The organism is Streptomyces tardus (assembly GCF_018101125.2).
Classification (GTDB): domain Bacteria; phylum Actinomycetota; class Actinomycetes; order Streptomycetales; family Streptomycetaceae; genus Streptomyces; species Streptomyces tardus.
In genome coordinates, this window is sequence record NZ_JAELVF020000002.1 from 152,527 (window position 1) to 168,170 (window position 15,644).

11 protein-coding genes are annotated in these 15,644 nt (G+C 73.5%); 2 read left to right on the forward strand and 9 right to left on the reverse strand.

What is annotated here, in order from left to right; all coding sequences use genetic code 11:
* Nucleotides 1-121: 121 nt before the first annotated feature.
* The 4 genes from JGS22_RS21590 to JGS22_RS21605 form a co-directional block, all read right to left on the reverse strand.
* On the reverse strand, nt 122-1,036 hold the full coding sequence (locus JGS22_RS21590) for a hypothetical protein (RefSeq protein ID WP_211039639.1): 915 nt from the start codon (nt 1,034-1,036) through the stop codon (nt 122-124).
* Between the two features lie 79 nt (nt 1,037-1,115).
* Nucleotides 1,116-2,678 carry a hypothetical protein gene (locus tag JGS22_RS21595; protein ID WP_211039638.1) on the reverse strand — a complete coding sequence of 521 codons (1,563 nt, stop codon included), beginning with the start codon at nt 2,676-2,678 and terminating at the stop codon, nt 1,116-1,118.
* Nucleotides 2,679-2,720: 42 nt separating this feature from the next.
* On the reverse strand, nt 2,721-6,329 hold the full coding sequence (locus JGS22_RS21600) for a hydantoinase B/oxoprolinase family protein (protein WP_211039637.1): 3,609 nt from the start codon (nt 6,327-6,329) through the stop codon (nt 2,721-2,723).
* 134 nt (nt 6,330-6,463) lie between these two features.
* Nucleotides 6,464-7,927, reverse strand: a complete 1,464-nt coding sequence (locus JGS22_RS21605) for a HEAT repeat domain-containing protein (RefSeq protein WP_211039649.1) — start codon at nt 7,925-7,927, stop codon at nt 6,464-6,466.
* A 356-nt stretch (nt 7,928-8,283) separates the two neighbouring features.
* Here JGS22_RS21605 and JGS22_RS21610 point away from each other — a divergent pair, with 356 nt between their 5' ends.
* Nucleotides 8,284-9,750 (forward strand): PP2C family protein-serine/threonine phosphatase, encoded by a 1,467-nt coding sequence (locus tag JGS22_RS21610; protein ID WP_211039636.1) that lies wholly within the window; start codon nt 8,284-8,286, stop codon nt 9,748-9,750.
* A gap of 118 nt (nt 9,751-9,868) precedes the next feature.
* On the opposite strand, the gene JGS22_RS21615 is transcribed toward JGS22_RS21610, so the two are convergent.
* Nucleotides 9,869-11,365, reverse strand: a complete 1,497-nt coding sequence (locus JGS22_RS21615) for a DNA-binding protein NsdB (protein ID WP_211039635.1) — start codon at nt 11,363-11,365, stop codon at nt 9,869-9,871.
* A gap of 256 nt (nt 11,366-11,621) precedes the next feature.
* Here JGS22_RS21615 and JGS22_RS21620 point away from each other — a divergent pair, with 256 nt between their 5' ends.
* The gene (locus JGS22_RS21620) at nt 11,622-12,725 is read left to right on the forward strand and encodes an aminoglycoside phosphotransferase family protein (RefSeq protein ID WP_211039634.1); all 1,104 of its coding nucleotides are present in this window, start codon (nt 11,622-11,624) and stop codon (nt 12,723-12,725) included.
* A 63-nt stretch (nt 12,726-12,788) separates the two neighbouring features.
* Here the strand turns inward: JGS22_RS21620 and JGS22_RS21625 are convergent, their stop codons facing one another.
* From JGS22_RS21625 to JGS22_RS21640, 4 genes are all read right to left on the reverse strand, one after another.
* Nucleotides 12,789-13,283: a hypothetical protein gene (locus JGS22_RS21625; RefSeq protein WP_211039633.1), complete on the reverse strand. Its 495-nt coding sequence runs from the start codon at nt 13,281-13,283 to the stop codon at nt 12,789-12,791.
* 21 nt (nt 13,284-13,304) lie between these two features.
* The gene (locus JGS22_RS21630; RefSeq protein ID WP_211039632.1) at nt 13,305-13,706 is read right to left on the reverse strand and encodes an ACT domain-containing protein; all 402 of its coding nucleotides are present in this window, start codon (nt 13,704-13,706) and stop codon (nt 13,305-13,307) included.
* Nucleotides 13,707-13,851: 145 nt separating this feature from the next.
* Nucleotides 13,852-14,394, reverse strand: coding sequence for a VOC family protein (locus JGS22_RS21635; protein ID WP_211039631.1), 543 nt, complete (start codon nt 14,392-14,394; stop codon nt 13,852-13,854).
* Nucleotides 14,395-14,722: 328 nt separating this feature from the next.
* The gene (locus JGS22_RS21640; RefSeq protein WP_211039630.1) at nt 14,723-15,568 is read right to left on the reverse strand and encodes an alpha/beta fold hydrolase; all 846 of its coding nucleotides are present in this window, start codon (nt 15,566-15,568) and stop codon (nt 14,723-14,725) included.
* Between the last annotated feature and the right edge of the window lie 76 nt (nt 15,569-15,644).

Genomic DNA, 15,644 nt, shown 5'->3' on the forward strand with positions numbered 1-15,644 from the left:
GCGAGAAGCGGGTGGCGGCGCCGGGGTGCGGGGCAGCGGGATACGGGTGGCCGCGCATCCCGCGCCTGCAGGGGGCGACGGCCTGCCGCCGGCCCGCGGCAGGGGCGGGTGCGGGCCCGCCTCAGCCGTGGCGCTGGGCGGGCAGCGCCTGACCGGAGTCCTGATGGAACGGCAGCCCCGCCCCCTCGACGAGCTCCAACTCGTCCACGCCGGGCGGCAGCAGGCTGCCGGTGCCGTCGCTGACCGGCACGATGCCGAGCTCCAACAGCTCGCTGAGGGCGGCGCTGCCTGCCATGTCGCGGACCTGGAGCTGGTAGCGGGCGGTGGTGCGGTACGTGCCGCCGGAGTCGTCCCCGGTGCGCTGGAGGAAGCCCGAGTCGGTGAGGAAGGCGACCGCCTTGCCGATGATGCCGGTGGTCGAACCGGCCAGGCGCCGGGCGTCCTTGGTGGCGCCGGTGGCGCTGCGGCGCGCGTACACCCGCCAGGCGGCCTCCAGGCCGGGGGCGTCACTGCCGGGGTCGGTGTTCTCGCCCTGCTCGGCGGACCGCTCCTCCAGCCGGCGGCAGGCCTGGCGCACGAAGGAGTCGACGCCGTTGACCGTGATGCGGCCGATGTAGCCGTCGTCGGCGAGGTCCTCGGGCCTGGGGAAGGCCATGGCGGCGACGGCCAGATGTGCGAGCCCGTGCAGGAAGCGGTCGGTGGAGTCGGTGCTCGCACGGCGGGCGTAGTCGCCCATGCGGACGGCGAAGACGGAGTCCTCGGCCGCGGTGACGACCATGCCGGCGCGCTGGGAGACCTCCAGGACGATCAGCCCGAGCCCGGTGGCGACGGCGTCGGTGACCCGGGCGAAGGCGGGCTCCTCGCGGTAGCGGCGCAGTATGTCCGCGTACTCGGCGTCCCGGGCCGGGAGCAGCTTGGGCTGCAGGCCGAAGGCGACCAGCTTGGCCGCGTCCGCCGCGTCCGCCGGGCTGAGTGCGGAGGGCGCCGCGGACGCCGCGCCCGCGCTCTGCGGGGACTCGGTGCCGTACTCGCTCACTGCCGGGACTCCTTGGGATCTGGGTGGGCCGGGACGGCCGACGTGCGGGGGCTTCGGTGGGTGCGGACCGTGTCGGGGCTCATCCCTGGGTCTCGCTGCGGGCGGCGGCCATCTGTGCGGCGGCGAGCCGGGCGGTGCCGACCACGAGGTCGGCACCGCCGAACTCCCGGTCCTGAAGCTCGGTGCCGTCGTCGACCGCGAAGAGCAGGCTCTCCTCGCCCTGCCGGTAGGCGGTGCCCACCGGCGGGGAGGCGGCGTGCACCGCCATCAGCGCGACGAGGTACGGGAGTTCGGGGTCGCTGCGCCGGGCCTCGGCGAGGAGCCCGGAGAGTCTGCGCGGTGCGTCGACGGGCAGGTCCAGCAGCTCGGTGGCGGCGGCCAGCTGCTCCTCGCTGAAGCGGCTGTCGTCCGGGGTGGCGATGAGGTCGGGCTCGGGCATCTGCGCGCCCAGGTGCTCGCGCGGGGCGGGCGGGGTGAACAGCAGGTCGGTCAGGTCTCCCAGGCGCACCGAGGAGGGGGTGCGCAGCCCGGTGCCGCGGGCGAAGAACGCGTCGGTGACGCGCTGGGCGCGTTCGACGGGCTCGCCGAGCAGGGGCGCGAGGAGCTGGCCGTACAGGTCGAGGCCGGAGTGCGCGGTGGGCGGGGCGAACGCCTGGCGGTCCTGCTCGGCACGGAAGACGGGCCCGGCGTCCAGCAGCCGCGACTGGAGCTGGGTGTGGCGGCGGATGCAGTCCTTGACTATGTCGACGAGCTCGGCGGCGCGGGCGCGGTGCTGCGGGGTGTCCTGGTGGCCCTGGTGGCTGGTGTCGTCGCGCACCCGCCGGATGTTGGTGAGGATGGCGTTCTCGTGGCGGTAGCGGTCGGCGACGTGGTCCAGCGCCTCGGTGATCATGTCCGGCACGGTCTCCAGCCAGTCCACCGCGCGTACGTTGCGGCGGGTGGCGTCCAGCGTGCGACGGAGGGTCTCGGCGTACTGGACGGTGCGGTAGCGCGCCTGCTCGGCGGCGAGTTGGGCGTCGGCCAGGCGCCCGCGGTTGACCAGCACCTCCAGCTTGACCTCGGCGGCGATCTGGGCGCTGGTGACGTCCGTGTCCAGGGCGCCGACCAGGACGTTGACCGCTTCGTCGGTGGTGCGCAGACAGACCCCGCCGCCGGGCCCGGGGACCTCCTCGATGAGCTTGAAGTCGTAGTCCCTGCGCACGTACTGGCCGTCCGGGCCGAAGGTGCCGTAGACGGCGCGGAAGCCGCGGTCCACGCTGCCGACGTTGATCAGGTTCTCCAGGACCCAGCGGGCGACGCGGTCGTGCTCGGCCGAGGGGCTGCCGGGCGCCTGGGCGGCGATCCGGGGCAGCAGCCTGGCCACTATCTCCTCGTGGTCGGCGCCGGTGTCGAAGTCCATCTGGAGCGTGACGAGGTCGATCGCCGACAGCGCCACCTCGGCCATGGCGTACTTGCCGAACTCCCCCGCCAGATTCGCTTTGCGGACGTCCAGGTCGTGCAGCGGAGCGGTGCAGGCGAGCGCCCGCAGCCGACGGGCGAGGCCCTCGTCGGCCGCGGGTCCGGGGGCCGGATGGGGCCTGCCCGTACGGGAGGTGGATGGTGCGGTGGTCACGACGGACAGGTTAGGCGCTCGCTGTGACATCGACCGAAACGGCGTGCGCGCGCCGCGAGCCGCGTACGCGGGTCATTGCTCAACTGCCCCGTATCCGCCGCCGCCTGGCGTCCGTACGATCAGCACCTCGCCCTCGGCCGCGTGCGCGGAGGCGACGCCCGGCAGCTCGGTGACGGTGCCGTCGCGCCGCTGGAGGGCGTTGTGCCCCAGGCTTCCCGGCGCGCCGCCGGCCATCCCGTACGGAGCCACCCGGCGGTGGCCGGTGAGCAGCGCGAGCGTCATCGGCTCCAGGAAGCGCAGTCTGCGCACCACTCCGTCGCCGCCGCGCCAACGGCCCTCGCCGCCGCTGCCGGTGCGCACCGCGAACTCCTCGACCCGTACCGGGAATCGCCACTCCAGGACCTCGGGGTCGGTCAGGCGCGAGTTGGTCATGTGGGTCTGCACGGCGTCGGTGCCGGCGAAGCCCTCGCCTGCGCCCGAACCGCTGGCCAGCGTCTCGTAGTACTGCACGCGGTCGTTGCCGAAGGTGATGTTGTTCATCGTGCCCGACCCCTCGGCCTGAACGGCGAGCGCGGCGTAGAGCGCGCCGGTCACGGCCTGGGAGGTCTCCACGTTGCCGGCGACGGTGGCGGCCGGGAAGTGCGGGGCGAGCATGGAGCCTTCGGGAATCGCGACGTCGATCGGCACCAGGCAGCCGCTGTTGAGCGGGATCTCGTCGGCGACCAGGGTGCGGAAGACGTAGAGGACCGCGGCCATCACGACCGACCGGGGCGCGTTGAAGTTGTCCTCGCGCTGCGCGGAGGTGCCGGTGAAGTCCAGTGCGGCGGTGCGCCGTTCGCGGTCCACGGCGACCCGCACCTCGATCACCGCACCGCCGTCGGTCTCGTACCGGCAGTGCCCGTCGGGCAGCTCGGCGATGATGCGGCGCACCGACTCCTCGGCATTGTCCTGCACATGGCCCATGTAGGCGTGCACGACGTCCGGTCCGAACTCCTCGATCATGGCGCGCAGTTCGGTGATGCCCTTCTCGTTGGCGGCGATCTGGGCCCGCAGGTCGGCGAGGTTGGAGTCGGGGTTGCGCGAGGGGTGGGGGCCGGAGGCGAGGAGCTCGCGGGTGGCCTGTTCGCGCAGCGAACCGTCGCGCACCAGCGGCCAGTTGTCGAAGAGGATGCCCTCGTCGTGCACGGTCCGGCTGAAGGCGGGCATCGAGCCCGGGGTGAGTCCGCCGATCTCCGCGTGGTGGCCGCGCGAGGCGACCAGGAAGAGCAGGCCGGCGCCGGCCTCGTCGAAGACCGGGGTGACCACGGTGACGTCGGGCAGGTGGGTGCCGCCGTGGTACGGGTCGTTGACGGCGTAGACGTCGCCCGGTCGCATCGTGCCCTCGTTGCGGCGCAGCACCTCCTTGATCGACTCCCCCATCGAGCCGAGGTGCACGGGGATGTGCGGCGCGTTGGCGATCAGATTGCCGTCCGCGTCGAAGACGGCACAGGAGAAGTCCAGCCGCTCCTTGATGTTGACCGAGTGTGCGGTGTTCTCCAGCGTGACGCCCATCTGCTCGGCGACCGCCATGAAGAGGTTGTTGAAGACCTCCAGCTTCACCGGGTCGACCTCGGTGCCGAGCGCGGCGGCGCGCGCACGGGGACGCACCCGGGTCAGGAGCAGATGGCCGGCCTCACCGGCACGGCCCTGCCAGCCGGGGTCGAGGACGGTGGTGGAGTCCGGTTCCGCGACGATCGCGGGGCCTTCGACGGTGTCGCCGGCGGCGATTTCCGACCGGCGGTACAGCGGGGCGTCGCGCCAGGCGCCGTCGGCGTACATCCGCACCCGGTCGGCGGGTTCGGGTACGGCGCCCGCGTGTTCGCCGGCCGCGGTGTGCGGCGCGTGGCCGCCCGCGGCTCCGGCGGCCTCGACCACCACGGTGGCGGCGACCAGCGGCTTGTCCATGGTGAACCCGTACCGGGCGCGATGGAGGGCGGCGAACTCCCCGGCCATGGCGCCGACTTCGGCGAGCGCCACGGGGAGTACGGCGTCGGTGCCCTCGTAGCGCAGATGGACCCTCGCGGTGGCGGTCACCGAGTGCGCCGGCACCCCGTCGGCCGCCAGTTCCCGGCGGGTGCGTACCTCCAGCGCCTCGGCGAGTTCGCGCAGCCGACCGAACTCCTCGTCGGTCAGGCGGCGTTCGACGGACTGCTCGCGCAGCGCGGTCGCGTCGGCGACCCCGATGCCGTAGGCGGAGAGCACCCCGGCCAGCGGCGGGACGACAACGGTGGCCACCCCCAGCGCGTCGGCGACGGCGCACACGTGCTGGCCGCCCGCGCCGCCGAAACCGGCCAGCGCGTAGCGGGTCACGTCGTGGCCGCGCTGGACGGAGATCTTCTTGACGGCGTTGGCCATGCCGAGCACCGCGATCTGGAGGAAGCCGGCCGCGACCTCCTCGGGGCTGCGCCGCGGGCTGCCGTCGCCGAGGGCTTCGACCCGCTCTGCGAGCGAGCCGAAGCCCTCGGCGACGGTCTCGCGGTCCAGCGGCAGGTCGCCGGATTCACCGAAGACGGAGGGGAAGTGGGCGGCCTGCACCCGTCCGAGCATCAGGTTGGCGTCGGTGACGGTCAGCGGGCCGCCCCGGCGGTAGCAGGCCGGGCCCGGGTCCGCGCCCGCCGAGTCGGGACCGACCCGGAAACGGGCGCCGTCGAAGTGGAGGATCGAGCCGCCGCCGGCCGCGACGGTGTGGATGTCCATCATCGGCGCGCGCATCCGCACCCCGGCGACGGTGGCGTCGAAGGTGCGTTCCAACTCGCCCGCACAGTGCGAGACATCGGTCGAGGTGCCGCCCATGTCGAAGCCGATGACACGGTCGTACCCGGCCTCGGCGCAGCTGCGGACCATGCCGACCACGCCGCCCGCCGGGCCGGAGAGCACCGCGTCCCGGCCACGGAAGTGGGCGGCCTCGCGCAGTCCGCCGCCGGACTGCATGAACATCAGCCGGATGCCGTCCAACTCCCGCGCCACCTCCCGTACATAGCGGCGCAGCACCGGGGAGAGGTAGGCGTCGACGACGGTGGTGTCCCCGCGCGGCACCAGCTTGATCAGCGGGCTCACCTCGTGCGAGACGCTGATCTGGGTGAAGCCGATCGTCCGCGCCAGCTCGGCCAGTGCGCGCTCGTGCTCGGGATGGCGATAGCCGTGCAGCAGTACGATCGCCGCGGAGCGCAGGCCCCGGCCGTATGCCTCGCGCAGCAGCCGCTCGGCACATTCGCGGTCCAGCTCGAGGACTGTCCGCCCGTCGGCGCCCACTCGTTCGGGAACCTCGACCACCTGCTCGTACAGGACGCCGGGCAGCACGATCTCGCGGTCGAAGAGCGCGGGGCGATTCTGGTAGGCGATGCGCAGTGCGTCGCGGAAGCCGGCGGTGGTCACCAGCAGGGTCGGCTCGCCCTTGCGCTCCAGCAGGGCGTTGGTGGCGACCGTCGTGCCCATCTTGACGACCTCGACGCGCTCCGCGGGAACCGGCCGCCCCTCGGGCACCGCGAGCATCCGGCGGATGCCCGCGACGGCGGCGTCCCGGTAGCGCGCGGGATCGTGCGAGAGCAGCTTCTCGGTGACCAGCCGGCCGTCGGGGCGTTTGCCCACGACGTCGGTGAAGGTGCCGCCACGGTCGATCCAGAACTCCCAGCGTCCAGTCATGCCGCCATCGTGCCAGGGCGGGCACCGGCACCGTCCGAGCCGCGAAAGGGCGGCGCCCGCGCTCCGGTTGGACCCGGAGCGCGGGCGCCGCGGCAGGACGGAGCGGGTGGGTGCGAAGGCGCGGGCGGACCGGGTCAGCCGTGGCTGGGGTGGGGACGCAGCCGACCTCGTATCGCGCTCTGCACACCCGCCTCCTCGGCGGGATCCGCGGCGAGCCGGCGCAACCGCTCGACCACACGCGCATCACCGGTGGTGGCGACGCGGGCGGCCAGCTCCCGGGTGCTCTCCTCGCAGTCCCACAGGCACTCCACGGCGAAACCGGCCGGGAACTGCGGGTCGGTCGCGGCCAGCGCGGCAGCGGTGCACCCTCGCAACTGCGAGGAGGCGGTCTCCCGGTAGAGGTGGCGCAGCACCGGTGCGGCGCACTCGATGGCCAGGCGTGCGGCGCCGTCGACCAGCGCGGGCAGGCAGGGGGCGTCCGGCCCCTCGGTCTGCACGATCCGGCGGAGCGCACCGAGGACCCGGGCGGTGTCCTGCGGTCCGCCCCGGCGGGCGAGCATCACGGCGGCCTCGGTGGCGAGTTCGTCCTCGCCTTCGGCCCATCGGCGACTGCGCCCGAGCGCGGCCGGACCGCGCATCCGGGCGAAGGCGGTGCGGGCGGCCTCGGCCACGGCAGCGGGGGCGGTCAGGCAGGCGGCCTCGATCAGGTCGAGCACGGCCGGGTCGTCCCGCTCGGCGAGGTGGCGCAACGCCGCACCGCGTGCCGCGTCCGGTCCTCGGTCGGCTGCGGCCAGCAGCTCGGCGCGGTCCTCGGGGCCGGCGACGGCTCCCAGGCAGCGGGCCGCAGCCGCCTCGCGTGCGCGCCGCAGCCGGCCCGGATCGGCCTGGGGCGACGGGTCGTGAGGTGTCTGGCCGGCCCAGTCGAGCACTTCGCCGACGCTCCACCCGGGCCGCGGGCCCGGCGTGCGCAGCTGCCGCGACCAGCGGTCGAAGGACTGGGTCTCGCGCACCGCGGCGAGCCGGGCACGCTGCTCGGGGTGGCGCTCGTCCTCCTCCCACAGGCGCCAGGGCCGGGGCTCGTACGCCTCGCGCAGGGCGGTGGCGAGCTGCGCGTCGCCCTCGGGGGTGCGGGGGAAACGCTCCAGAGTGCGGGGCCCGAGCGCACGCAGGGCGGCGTCGTCGTCCCGTACGGCCAACTCGTCGAGCGCCCACTGCCAGTTGCTGCCGACGGCGGCGTAGCGGCGCAGCAGGTCGCGGGCGCGGGTGTCGCCGTAGGAGGTGAGGTGCCCGAGCACGGAGAGGGCGAGGCCGGTGCGCTCCTCGCGCTGGTCGAGGAGGTCGGCGGGGGCGAAGAGGTGGGCCTCCAGCTCGGCCGGCCCCGCCTGGAGGTCGCGGTGGAGGCGGGCGTAGTAGAGGGAGCGGTTCTCGAGCTGCCAGTCTCGCCGTGGGTCGTGCAGCAGACAGTGGTGGAGCGCGGCCAGCGCCTCGGCGCGGGGTGCCGCCAGCGCGTGCAGGGTGCCGTCACCGCGGCCCCGCTGCAGCAGGCCGAGCAGCGTGCCGCTGGGCGCTGTGTCTGGATCGACGTATTCGGCGAACATAGTGGTCAGCATCCGGTGCGGAGTCGAGGGCTGGCAACGGGATTTCCGCCATGCGGACCCTGCGGTGGCCGATTGACGCCGGTGGCAGAGACCACCGACGACGGGCCGGGCAGAGGGCACGACTGGCGGAAATCCTACCGGTGCGGCAACCTCGGCCCGAGTCCGGCGGAACTCGTTCGGGGTGTTCCGGACCGAGGGGCAGGAATGCCCCAGGGTCAGCCGTAGGCATATGCCAGATGCACCACCGTATCGGGTATTGCCAAACGTCTTACGGACCGTCGCAGGCTGTGCAAGAGTCGTTACCCGAAACCGGTTGACCGATGTGTTACCGCTGACCGCTCAATTCGGAGTACGCCATGCCCCAGCCTTCCGCGGAACGTCCCGCAACCCCCGCTGAGCACGGCACCCTGGACACCCTCATCTCCCAGGCGCGCAGACTGCGCGGAGGCATGGAGAGTGTCCGGCGGAACGCCAACGCCGCCACGAGCGACGGCGTCGGCACACCCGAGCACCGCTGGCAGCGCGCACTGTGCGAGATCGCCGTCCACCACCTCGAGGACTTCGGCCAGCATTTGGGCCTGCTGCGCGACGGCCTGCCGCCGCTGCGCGCCCAGGCGCCGCCCGCCCCCCAGATCGCGGTCGTCGAGCCCTCGGAGGACGGCGGCCCCCGTACGCTCTCCTGCCGCGCGGGCAGCGCCGAGTGGAACCTGCGCACCGACGAGGTGAGCTGGTCGCCCGAGCTCTACACGATCTTCGGGCGCGACCCCGCCAAGGGCCCGGTCTCCCTCGACGAGCTGCCCGCCTGGCTGCTCCCCGAGGACCAGCCCTGGCTGATGGAGGCCGTGACCAACTGCCTTGTGGACGCGAAGCCGGTCGACGGCGAGTTCCGGATACGGCGCACCGACGACCGGGTGCGCACCGTGCACATGTCCGCGGAGCCCGTACTGGCGTCCGACGGCGGCACCGTCGCGATGTGGGGCGTGCTGCGCGATGTCAGCGAGATCCGGCGCAGCGAGCGGGCGCTGCTGGAGACGCAGGAGAGCTACGCCCGCGACCGGCACCTCGCCCAGACCGAGCACCGGGTGGCGGTCGAGTTCCAGGCCGCTGTACTGCCTCCCTGGCGCGAGACCATGCGGCACCCCTCGGCCACCCGCCAGGAGGGCGGCGCGCTCGAGCTCGCCGCGCACTTCCTGCCCTCCGCCACCAGCGCCCTGATCGGCGGTGACTGGTACGACGCCATGGAACTGCCCGACGGCTGCTCGATGCTGACGGTCGGCGACCTCACCGGCCACGGGGTCGAGGCGACCTCCGGCATGGCCATGCTGCTCGGCGCGGTGCGCGGTATCGCCCTGGCCGGCGTCGAGCCGGGCAAGCTGATGGGACATCTGAACCAACTCCTGGACAGCGCGGCACAGCCCGCGCTCGGCAGCGCGCTGTGCTGCCACTACGACCCGCGCAGCCGCCGCCTGACCTGGGCGCAGGCCGGGCACCCCGCCCCCCTGCTCTTCCGTGAGGGACGGGGCCGGATGCTCGACCAGCCCGAGGGCGTACTGCTCGGCGCCATGGACGGCGTCCGTTACGGCCAGCGCACCGAGCAGCTCGCGCCCGGGGACCTGCTCGTCCTGCACACCGACGGACTGGCCCCGCGCAGCGTGGAGTTCGACAGCTCGACGCGCTCGGGCGCGGCCCGGCTGCTGGAGCTCGCACCGCGCTTCAGCGAGGCGCGGACCGCACGGGAGTGCGTACGAGCGGTGGTGGAGGAGTTCGGGGACACCGAGCGCGAGGACGACGCCTGCGCGCTGGTCGCCCGCGTCTGCGAGTAGCGGTACCGAAGCCCGGCCACCTGTCGGCTCGGGTGCCCGGCCGGTGCTGACGCCCGGTTCGATGCCCGTGCGCACCGCGAGCATGCGCACCGCGAGCCCGGTGAGGGCCTCGGTGCGGTCAGACCTTCAGCCCGCGCGGCGAGGCGACCCGGCCGGGCGGCGGGGCCTTCGGGGCCTTGGGCAGCGCGAGTTGGATCTCCTCCCGGAGCACCTCGATCTTCGCGTCGCCCGCATACCTGCCGGTCAGCCGGTACATCTCGCGCAACCGGTGCCAGGTGCGGTGCGAGGAGTTCTCCCAGATCGCCTCCAGCGCCAACCGCGCGTACAGGTCGGCCTGTTCGGGATCGTCGGCGATGAAGCAGGCCGAGGCGAGGGAGAGATGGTCGAAGAGCTTCGAGCGCTGCCGTCCGTCCTCGCGCAGCTCCAGGGCCCGCTTGGCGTGGTGCTCCGCGACGAGTGCGGCCGAGGCGTCGGTGTCGGCGAGCGTGCGGAAGGCCAGCGCCTGCATCCCGTGCAGATCCGCCTCGTCGAACATCTGCATCCAGCTCGGCGGCGGACCGTCGCCCCGGTCGGAGACGAACAGCTCCTCCGCCTCGCCGAGCGTGCGCCGCACCGCCTGCCCCTGCCCCTTCGAGGCCTGCGCCCACGCCTCGATCGTGTGGAGCATGGCGCGGGTGCGCGGCAGCGTCTCCTCCTCGGAGCCGGCCCTGGCGACCTTCATCAGGTCCAATGCGTCGTCGGGACGGCCCAGATGGACCATCTGACGTGCCGCGCGGGAGAGAGCCTCGCCGGCGCGCGGCCGGTCGCCGCCCTCGCGCGCGGCGTGCGCGGCGATCACGAAGTACTTCTGGGCGGTGGGCTCCAACCCGACGTCGTGCGACATCCACCCCGCCAGCACGGCGAGGTTGGCCGCCACCCCCCACAGCCTTCGCTGCAGATGGGCGGGATGGTCCTGGTAGGCCAACATGCCGCCCACCTCGTTGAGTTGGCCCACCACGGCCTTGCGCTGGAGGCCGCCGCCGCGGGCGGCGTCCCAGGCCCGGAACACCTCCACGGAGCGTTCGAGCTCCTCGACCTCGGCCGAGCCCACGGGTGCGGCCTCGTAGCGGTCGGCGACAGCGTCCACCTGGGTCAGGCCCATGGAGCCCGCCTGTGGAGACGCCGTGGTGGGGTCGGTCTGGATCCATTCGTACAGGGAGCTGCTGAGTGCTGAGCCGGCGGCGAGCGCGGCACTCGCGCCCACCAAGCCGCGTCGGTTGAGCATGAGGTCCATTCCCGTGAATTCGGTGAGGACCGCTGCGGTCTGGTCAGAGTTCCACGGCAGTCCGGCGACGGACGGCCTCCTGCCCGGTGGTCCTGATCTGCCCATCCCCAGGTCCTCGATGGCCACGACACGGCCGAGTCGCTCGGTGAACAGGGCGGCCAGCGCTCGCGGCACGGGGTCGCGCGGGGTCTCGCCCCGTTCGATCCAGCGCCGTACGCGGGAGGTGTCCGTCGACAGATGCGCGTGGCCCATGGCCGCCGCCTGCCGGTTGACCAGTCGGGCGAGTTCGCCCTTGGACCAGCCGGTGAGGTCGAACAGGTCCGCGAGTCGGGCATTGGGCCCCTTGTTCACGTCAAGCCCCCAGGTTCTCGGCTGAGTTGACAGTAACGGCCGTCCGACCGGGGCTGCGAGCATTCGCCACCGTTCGCCAGGGTTCGCCATGTGGTCTGCCACCCACGCTCGGGTGTGCTGTAGAAACGCGCCACCCCGCCCCGGGTGTCCGGGGCGACCGGGTCGGCACTCCCCAGGGTGCGGTCCCGGCCGCATCGGATGTCCGGGGCGGGGTGCGCAGTGAACTTGCCGGCGTGCGAAGGGATCTGGTTCGACTATGTATCACGCAACGTCACCCGTGGCCGCTCCTCCTCGGAGCCGGCCCTCGCAGACCTCCGCGAGCGCCATGGTCGCCCCCCGCCCCCGGGTGCGTACGGTGCCCGCTCCCCCGGGCCCGCGCACGGGCCGGGCACGGCTGGACCTGTCCGGTCCGCAGGGCGTCGCCCTGCGTGCCGCGGTGGCGTCCGTGCACCGCGTGTGCCCGGACTTCCAGCCGACCGAACTGCTGCGCCGCAGCGGACGCACCGTCCTGCTCGCCGGGACGATCGGGCGCGGTCAGGCCGTGGCCAAATGTTTACTCGACCGGTCGCCGTCGTGGGCGGAGCGCTACCGCAACGAGGTCGCGACGTACCGCACTTTCGTACGGCACCGCCCTCCGGTACGGGTGCCCCGGCTGATCGCCGCCGACCCCGAGACCAGCACGCTGGTAGTCGAGCGGATGCTGGGCAGACCGGCCGGCACTCCCCACCAGGCGATCGACCTGCCCGACCGCTCGCAGCTGCGCGCGGTGCTCGGCGCGGTCAACCGCCTCAACGCCTGGCAGCCCTCGCACGACCTCTTCGACAGCCCGCTCGACTACGGCAAGCGGCTGGCCCGGTACCACGAGATCGGCCTCCTCACCGACCGCGATCTGGACGATCTGCACAAGTTGCTGCGCTCGGTGGTGAGTTCGGGTGCACGCAGCACCTCGCTGCGCCAGTTCTGCCACGGCGACGCCCGCCCGGACAACGTGCTGCTGGCGCCCAACGGCCCCGTGCTGGTGGACTGGGAGCACGCCGGCTGGTACCTGCCCGGCTACGACCTGGCCACCCTGTGGTGCGCGCTCGGGGACTCCCTGGCGGCGCGGCGCCAGATCAGCCAGCTCGCGCAGCGCGGCGGTCCCGTCGGTCGGGACGCCTTCCTGGTCAATCTGATGCTGGTGCTGACCAAGGAGGTACGGGCCTGCGAGGCGGCCGTGCAGCGCACCATGCGTGACGAGGCCCCCGCCCCCGGCGACGCCGTCCCGGCGCCCGGCGAGGAGCAGCGGCTGCTGCTGCGCCAGCTGCACGAGGACTGCGGACTGGCCCGACGGGCGGTGCGCGCCGCCGTCGGTACGCGCTGACTCACCGACCGCCCGCGGAGGTGCGTACGCACGGCGCGCGGGGCGCCGTGCGCGCACCCGCGCTCACTGCTGGAAGAGCTTCGGGGGCAGCGGCTTGAGCAGCTGGTAGAGGTCGTCGGTGATCGGACGGTCCCAACTGGCGATCGTCACCAGCACGTTGTCGCTGCGGTCGAACTGCACGCAGGAGATCCGGCGCTCCGAGCAGGTGATCCGCCGCACGATCAGCAGGTTGTCCTCGTGCATGACCGGAGTGTCCTCGCGCCCGGTCACAGTGACCGGCTCGTCCATCTCCAGCGCCAGCAGCAACTGCGCGACCTCGAAGGGCACCTCGTCATCGGCGGTCTCGCGCGCGGGGCTGCCCTCGGGGAGATTGCCGATGATCATGGCGGGGCCGTGACCGCCGAAGAGGTCGTACCTGAGGAATACGCCCTGGCAGCTTCCGTCGGCGGCGGGCAGGAGGCCGGCGCCTAGATTTCCCGGCCAGTCACCCGGGTCCATCGCGAGGACGTCGAAGTCCGGCCCTGCGGGTGTGGCACTGCGGCGGCGGAGGAAGGACATGCCGCCATGGTACGCAACCGCTCAGGCTTCCCGGGCCGCCAGGTCCTCCAGCACCGCCACCGCGACGGAGGCCTGCTCGTAGGGGACGAACAGATGGTCGTGGTGGAAGCCGGCGACGACGTTGCACCCCAGTCCCGCACGGGCGAGCGCGGCGGAGACGGCCGCCGTGAGGCCGACGGCCTCCAGGGAGGAGTGCACGCGCAGCGTGATCCAGCCGAAGACCGAGTGGTAGCGCAGTCCGGCGGCGTCCGCCTCCGCGCGGGGCACCACCACGGTCAGGCCCTCCTGCTCGGCGACGGTGACGACCGGGTGCACCGAGTCCGGGGCAGCAGCACCCTCGATGCTGCTGAAGACGTACGGACCCTCCCGCAGTTCCGGTCGCAGTCCGGTCAGGAGCTTCTTGAGGTCGCGCTCGCCAGTCATGATCGCCAGCGTACGGGCGGCGGGCGGGGACGGCCGCGAGGCGGCTCCGACGGCGTGCGTGCCCGCCCCCGGCTGCGCGGACGGGCACGCGCACGGGCCGCACGGGCCGCACGGCGGGTGGCGGGTCGCCGCGCGGCGGGGGCGGTCAGTCGTCCGTGGCGGGGATGCCGGGGTCGACCAGGGGCGTTCCGTCGAAGTCGCCGAGTCGCTCGCGGTAGAGCTCCAGCGGAACACCGTTGGGGTCCTTCAGGTACAGGCTCTCCTCGACACCGCGGTCCGGGCCTGCGTACTCGACGCCCGCCTCGTCCAACGCCCGCCTCGCGGCGGTGTGTTGGGCGCTGCCCATGGAGATCGCCAGATGCTGCACGCCGCCCAGGTGCTCGGCCGCCGGCGGGTGCGGATGGCCGGGGAAGTCGAAGAAGCCGAGCAGGTTGCCGTGTCCGATGTCGAAGAAGAAGTGGGTGGAGCCGCGGTAGTCGCGGTTCTCGACCATCTCCACCAGCGGGAAGCCGAGCAGCTCCTGGTGGAAGCGGACGGTCTCGGCGACGTCCGCGCAGATGAAGGCGACATGGTGCACACCGCGTGCCGTGCTCGCCGGACGTTCGGCGCGCGGGCGCAGATAGCGCTCCCGCACCTCCTCCCGCCTGGACCGGATCGCTTCCAGTTCCTCGCCCCGGGGCTCGGGCATGACACCTCCTCGGCCGGTCCGGGCGGTAGGCACGGCCGCGATGCGGGTGCGGTAGCGGCCCGGACGGTGGTTGCGTCGTCAACCAGCCTCGCGCACACCTGCGATGAGGGCCACCCGGCGCCTCCTCTCCCGGTGGCGCGCCCCGCCCGGCTCCTTCGACCGGACGCACGGGCCGCACGGCCGCGCAGCCGCACGGCCGGCGGCTGCCGACGAGGGCGGGCCGGCGATCACGGCCGCAGGCCGTGGCCCGGGGCGGGTGCGGACTGTGGCGCGGGGCGTGGTGCGGGTCGAGCTCAGGTCGCGGTGCGGGGTGGTGTGGTCCGGCGCCTCAGCGCAGCCGGAGGAAGCCGTTCACCGCGGCCGTGAAGCGCTCGGCGTCGTCGAGCCAGGGAAAGTGTGCGGCGCCGGGCAGCACCACGGCACGTCCGCGGGGGAAGGCGGAGGCGATCTCGGCGGCACGTTCGGGGGTCGGCCCGCCGTCCAACTCGCCTGCCACCACCAGCACTTGGCCGGTGAAGTCGCGCAGCGCGGCCCGGGCGGCCGGCGGGTCGAACGCCTCGGGGGCGTAGTAGTGCGAGGCGCCCTCCTGGTTGCGCTCCTGCGCACTGCGCGCGGCGTGCTCCCGGGCGGCGGAGTCCCAGCGGCCGTAGGTGAAGGGTCGTACCGCCGCCCAGTCCTCGCCCTCGGCCTCCCCGGCTGCGATCCGCTCGAGCGCGGCGTGTGCCGAGGGGTACCACTGCGGTCCGCTGCGCCGCTTGTACGCCCGCCGCCGCGCGGGGAAGTCGTCGGCGAAGCCGAGCGAGGCGGCGCTCGGCGTGAGGAGGACCAGCCGCGCCACCCGGTCAGGACGGCGCAACACGTACTGCACCGCGATCTCCGCTCCCGCCGAGTGCGCCAGCAGATCGACCCGTTCGAGGCCCGACGCCCGACGCAGCGATTCGACGTCGTCGACCTGCCGGTCGCACCGGTAGCTCTGCGGGTCGAGCGGACGGTCCGAGCCGCCGGTGCCGCGCAGATCGAGCAGACGCAGTTCGCGGTACGCGTCGAGGCCGCCCAGCCCGCCGAGGTAGGCGGAGTCGCGCAGCGGCCCGCCCGGTACGCACAGCAGCGGTGGCCCGTCCCCGCGGCGGTGGTGGGCGAGGCGGGTTCCGTCTGCTGCGGTGAGGAAGTCCATGGCCCGATCCTCGCGCAGCGCCACCGGGTTGGGCCAGGCCTCGCCCGGCGACGCCCGTCGCTCCGAGCGGGGCCGA